Raw genomic sequence first — 5,510 nt, 5'->3', positions numbered from 1 at the left:
GACAGCTACCTCGCCGGACTCCATCTGCGCGGCGCAGTCCTGTGGCTCCGCAGCCTCCGCCCCGCGTCGTGATCCCAACTTGGAACAGGCCCTAGGGGGGCCTCACTACTTGTGAGGTTCCGGCCGGGGGACAACATGTCCTACCGGCCGGAACCTCACAAGTACAGGGCCTCCAAGGCGACCAATCCCTCGCCCGGCCACCTCCGCAGCGCCGGAATCGGCGCCCACCTCGCCAGGGTGTACATCGTCCCGGTGGACCGAGCAGGAGACCGGACGGACCGCCCTCCCGCGTGATCAGTTGCAGGTCATGTTGACGGGTGCGTGGTCCGGGTCGTTCCGGTAGCACAGGTGCTGCGGGGCCTTCAGGTCCGTGATGGAACCCTGCCACACGGTGCCCTGCCACAGAGCCTGCGGGGAACCGGAATTCTCCAGCAGACGCGGGTAGCGCAGGACCTCCCAGGACGGGTACTTGTCCTTGCTCGTGTCGACGTCGAAGCCGGTGAAGTTCTGGTTCTTGTCGTCGTAGCCGTGCGGGTAAATGTGGAACGTCGCGTTGATCCGGCCGAGATCCGCGTACTGCGAGCCCGGGACGTCCACGAACGAGTTGACCGCTGACACGTCCACCCGGATGCCGCCGTCACCATAGGGCTCGGCCCAGTACTCGTTCTGCGGGGTCCGGTCGTCCTGGACCACCTTGGCGTGCTCGGTACGCACCAGAGGCTTGGCATTACGGCATGTCAGATCCCCGACGCAGGACTGGTCGACGTAGATCCCGACCTGGCCCGTGGCGGTGTCCCAGGCGATGGCCACCTTGGAGCTGGCTTCGGGTTCGGTGCTCCACAGGCGGTGGTTGCCCAGGGAGTGGTTGACCGGGTTGCCGTCGTCGCCGATGTAGCCGCGCACCACGACGATGCCCCGGTCGGGGCCCTTGGGTAGCAGCGTGGCGCTCTCCTTCAGATCACCCGGGGCCGGGCTGCCCTGGAAGAACTGGGCGTTCGCGCGGGGGATCAGCGGGTTCGCGGTCTCATTCGGCGACCACCGGATGGGGCCGTGCTCGAACATCTGGGTGACGCCCTCCTGTTGGAGTTCGTCGGTAATGGGGTAGCCGTAGACCCCGCCTTCCCAGCCCGCCTGTCCCCAGCGCTGGCCGATGAGGCCCCAGACGGGGTGGACGCCGTTGGAACGCATGGGATGCCAGTAGAGCGAGCCGCCCTGGAACACCTGACGCTTCCCAGCACCGTCAGGGAGGGACAGTTCGTCGCTGGTGGGGTAGCCGAGGGAGCCCTTCTCCCTGCCCAGGGCGGCCCACTTGTCGCGGATGAGGCCCCAGATGGCGTGGGCGTCGGTGGAGGGGCTCCAGTAGATCGAGCCGCCGTCGAAGACACTGAACCGGCCCATCCCGTCGGGAGCGGTCTGCTCGTCACCCTGGGGGCAGCCGAGCGTGCCCCGGTACTCCCGGTACTTTTCCAGGATGCGGCCCTGGACCGTGTGGCCACAGATCTGTTCCGGGTCCTGCCCGGCGGCGGAGGCCGTCGCCGGGAAGAGGGCGGAGCCGGCGAGAAGGGCAGTGAGCAGGAGCGAGATTTTCGCTCCCCTTCGACGCGCTCGTCCGCAGGGCCTTGAGTGTTCCCTGATGATGTTCACCCGAGTGATTCTCGCGCACATGCCAAGTCGAATGACTCGACATGTCGAACCACTTGACACTAACGGGTGAACGGCTCGGCGTCCCGCACGGGTACATCCAAGGGAGCAGGTACTGAGTACGCGCGCAGTTCGCAGCCGGTGTCCCGCATCTGGCCCATCCGGGCCACGGCGTACCCACGGTCTTCTCCCACTGATCGCGCTCACACGCCGCCGCGACCGACGCTCGGTCAGAGCCCGTCCCACCGTGGCCCCTCCGGCTCCGTACGATCCGCTGCAACGACTCCCGCCCGGCCCCCCGCCGCAGCATTGCGCCCGTGGCCGCCACAACGCGCAGGAAGGCGTCATGGGCAGCAACAGGGCGCACCCGTCTCCGGAAATTCTCAATCGACCTGCGACATGTCTCAATCAACTCGCAACATCACGAACGCACACCTACGACCTGCGCAGATACGGACCCGATTGACACACAGGCCGTGATCAACTCCGAAATCGCCGTCTCAGGCAATCTGCAACACCGCAGGTCGCAGCGTTAGTGATCTTGCAAGTCTTTTGTGACTACACAACAACAGGTCACACCCGACGGTCCTTCACCGGGTAGAGCTTCGTGTGGAGCACCCGGTCCTCCCACCACGGATCGTCCGGAGCGGAGAGCAGCGCGGCCACCAACTCCCGCTTGGTCGGGGCAGGCAGCACCAGCCAACTGGCAGCTGCGCCAACGCGTCCAGGGTCAGGGTGAGGTCCGGGTGGTGCAGGGGCTGCGGGTGCTGATCGCTCACGCTGCGACCGTACAGCTGGGCAGGCAGGGCCCGGCGGCCGGCGACGGTGGGCGTCTGCGGCGGCGATGGTCGCTCGGGGCGAGTCTGAGCTGGAGCGCTTGGGGTCGACGCCGGCCTTGTGCCACTCCCAGCTCGGGATCGCGGCCCACTGTGTCGCGGAGGGGATCACCTGGAGCGCGGGGTGCGGTCCGGGTGCCGGTGTGCCGAAGCGGCGCACGAGGTAGCGGTAGCCGCGAGCCCCCGGGGCCCGCCGACGGGCCCGATGTGTTCGATAGCGTCCATGGGCAGCCGGGCAGCTCCCAGATCGCCACGGTGGAGGCGCCGATCTCGATCAGCGAGCCCAGGCCGAACCCGGCCAGCGCTACCGACTTCGCCAAGATTGCGGCGGTGGGGAGCACTGCGATGTCGATCGCGTTTCGGCTGAGCGCGGGTGGTCGGCGCCGCCGCCGTGCCACTCGATCATGAAAAGGGTGGCGTCGTCGCTGGTGCGTCCGCCTCGTTCCCTCTTCAGTGTGTGGGAGAGCCGGCGCAAGTCCGCCCGCACCCCCTCTGACGGCTCCTTCCCGAGGCGGTTGATACAGGCGATGAGGCGTTCCTCACCGAACGGCTCCCCGCCTACGACGTGCTCCTCGATGATGCCGTCGGTGTAACACAGCACCCGGTCGCCCCGCTGGAGCACGTGCTCTCTGACCCGGGGTGCTTCACCACCGAAGCCGACGGGCAACGTCGTCGCGCTCTCCAGCTGCCGCACGACCCGGCCATTACGGATCAGCAGTGGCGCGGGGTGGCCCGCGTTGACCAGCTCTAGCTCACCGGTGGCGATGTTGATGTGCATCAGCTGCGCCGTGACGAAGTGGTCGGGCCCGAACTGCCGGGAGATGGCATCGTCCATGAACGCGTACTTCTCGGGCAGACTGATGAATACGCGCCGGGCATGCCGGTAGGCGCCGATGGCGACGGTCGCCATCACGGCGGCGTCCAGGCCGTGGCCCATCGCGTCGATCACCGCCATGTGCAGGATATTGTCGTTGAGGGCGTAGTCGAAGCTGTCGCCTGCGACGCGGTAGGCGGGCTCCAGGATGCCGGCCACCTTGACCTGTGGAACGGTCATCGACAGCGGCGGCAGCAGGCTCCACTGGATCTCCGCGGACACGCTCATCGGTTCCCGGCGCCGGACCTGGAAGAACTGGTCGGTGTAGGCGTTCTTAGTGACCAGCATGTCGGCGGCCAGGCTGGCGAGCCAGCGCAGGAAGCGCCGGTCGTCGGCGCGAACGGCGTCCAGGGTGAGGGCCATCACACCTACCTGGTCGCTGCCGTCCAGCAGCGGCAGGTACATCCGAACCCCGTGGGGCTGCGGTACCTCGACGGCTTCGGCTCGCAGGAAGGCCCGGCCAGCAGGGGAGCCGTCCACCGGCTCGGGCTGGCCGACGTGCAGCTTTTTGCCCGGCAGCGGCACCAGCAGCTCCTGTGCGTAGTCCTGGAGCAGGATGGAGACGTCACGACCGCCGATCCTGGCCACCCCATCCGCGATCAGCGGGGCGATCAGCTGCGGCGGCATCAGCCGCGCCCTATCCAGCAGCAGGCCGAGCAGTTGCTCGCCGAAACCCTCCGATCGGTCCACGATCTCCTCGTCCATGGCGGTTCACCACCTTCCCGTAGCAGCGCAGGCGATCTCGGCGGGGCTGCGATTCGGCTTCATGCCGCTCATCGTGCGGCTGCCGGATGCTGCGTGGAGCAATCCACGCCGGTCGGTCAGCCGCTGACCCCTCGCTCAGCCCGCGTAGCAGCTGGTGTCAGCGGGCCCCAGACGTACGACCAGCCGTCGGTGCTGTCCCAGTTCAGGGCGAGCACCAAGTCGGCGTCGGGAGCGTCGGGATCGCCCTGGTGGTCGTGGTTCGCGACATCAAAAGGGGCTGCAGAATCGGTTCCCGCACCCTGCTCGACCTCACCGTGGCAGAGATCCGGCGACTCCTGGCAGCTGGCAATCCCCATGGCCCGCGTCCGCACGATGCGCGCCCCGCGCTTATGCCTTGAACTGGTTCACCTGACGCAGGCAACGCCAGGCCGTCGCCCGTTGCTGCCACTATCAACGACGATTGCACACGACCGAGGGGCGGTCCCATGAAGACCGCCCCTGATGATCATCAGCCTGCTTCACTCACCAAACTGCCTGAGCAGGCAAAACTTCGAAGTGCTGCCAGAGTATTAGTTTTTTAGGGGGCGCATTCGGCGAGTGCCCTGACAACGACGACACCGGCCGAACGATTAGTGAACGTCACGGACCAGGTCGACGAACTAATTCTTTGCGACGCCACAATGAACACCCCGTCTGCGGACATATTCCACCCACCCCCTACCTCAATACCAGTGACTTAAGGATCTTTGCTGGTAGGCTGCCTGTCCAGGAGGTGCCTGGATGCCACGCCCTGGGCAGGTCAAACCGGCGACGGACGAGCGATTGTCGGACCGGATCGCGATCGGCTTGCTAACGCGGACGTTCCCGCCGGAGCTGGTGGACCGGATTGTCGAGGAGTGCGGGAAGTCCGCCCACCGTCGCGGTGCCCTTCTTCAGGTCCCCGGTCTCGTCGACCACGAGCACCGCCTCGTCGTCGTGCAGGTGCTCGACCACGTAGACGCGCAGGTCGTCGCGGACCGCGTCGGCGTCCCACTTCGCGCGGTACAGCAGGTGCTGAATGCCGTCCGGCGTGGCATCGCCTGCGTGCTCGGCCAGGGTCCAGCGGTTCTTCCTCGGCAGGTCGGACAGCAGACCCAGCACCAACGCCGTTGCTCGACACCTGGGTTCGACCCGCGCGAACCGGCCCGCGACGCGGCGCATCAGCTGATCGAACATCGCCCGCCAGCAGGCAGGCACTACGCTGTGACCCGCGGCCACCGCCTGATCTTCGTTTGTCGACACAACTCACGATGATCAACGGTGGCCGTAGCCATCTCCGCACCGGCCCTGGCCAGCAAGATCACGATCTACGGCTGGAGTACTAGTGCCGCATCAGGCAACGTTCGCCCCGTTGTGACGTGCCGTCCGGTTGCTGCCTTGGGCATGGCCGGGCGGTCACAATGATCACGTGGCTG

4 protein-coding genes and 1 pseudogene are annotated in these 5,510 nt (G+C 66.9%); all 5 read right to left on the bottom strand.

Going from position 1 to position 5,510, the window contains the following annotated elements; translation table 11 throughout:
• Positions 1-294 precede the first annotated feature (294 nt).
• Positions 295-1,644, bottom strand: a complete 1,350-nt coding sequence (locus tag ACZ5ON_RS35635; RefSeq protein ID WP_465601683.1) for an LGFP repeat-containing protein — start codon at positions 1,642-1,644, stop codon at positions 295-297.
• 570 nt (positions 1,645-2,214) lie between these two features.
• Positions 2,215-2,337: a hypothetical protein gene (locus tag ACZ5ON_RS35630; RefSeq protein ID WP_465601680.1), complete on the bottom strand. Its 123-nt coding sequence runs from the start codon at positions 2,335-2,337 to the stop codon at positions 2,215-2,217.
• Positions 2,338-2,781: 444 nt separating this feature from the next.
• A complete protein-coding gene (locus ACZ5ON_RS35625; RefSeq protein ID WP_465601677.1) occupies positions 2,782-4,056 on the bottom strand; it encodes a PP2C family protein-serine/threonine phosphatase in 1,275 nt (424 codons plus the stop codon).
• Between the two features lie 116 nt (positions 4,057-4,172).
• The gene (locus ACZ5ON_RS35620; protein ID WP_465601674.1) at positions 4,173-4,412 is read right to left on the bottom strand and encodes a hypothetical protein; all 240 of its coding nucleotides are present in this window, start codon (positions 4,410-4,412) and stop codon (positions 4,173-4,175) included.
• Between the two features lie 553 nt (positions 4,413-4,965).
• Positions 4,966-5,256, bottom strand: a pseudogene (locus ACZ5ON_RS35615) (transposase); the annotation flags it as partial.
• Positions 5,257-5,510: the final 254 nt, after the last annotated feature.

The sequence above is a fragment of the Kitasatospora sp. NPDC032150 genome (assembly GCF_055579945.1).
The sequence above is the reverse complement of the archived record's forward strand: the minus strand, read 5'-3'. Positions and strand labels throughout refer to the sequence as shown.

Excerpts from the sequence above, each read along its gene's own strand:
- ACZ5ON_RS35625 (WP_465601677.1), bottom strand. The coding sequence starts at position 4,056 with ATGGACGAGGAGATCGTGGACCGATCGGAGGGTTTCGGCGAGCAACTG.
- ACZ5ON_RS35620 (WP_465601674.1), bottom strand. The coding sequence starts at position 4,412 with ATGGGGATTGCCAGCTGCCAGGAGTCGCCGGATCTCTGCCACGGTGAG.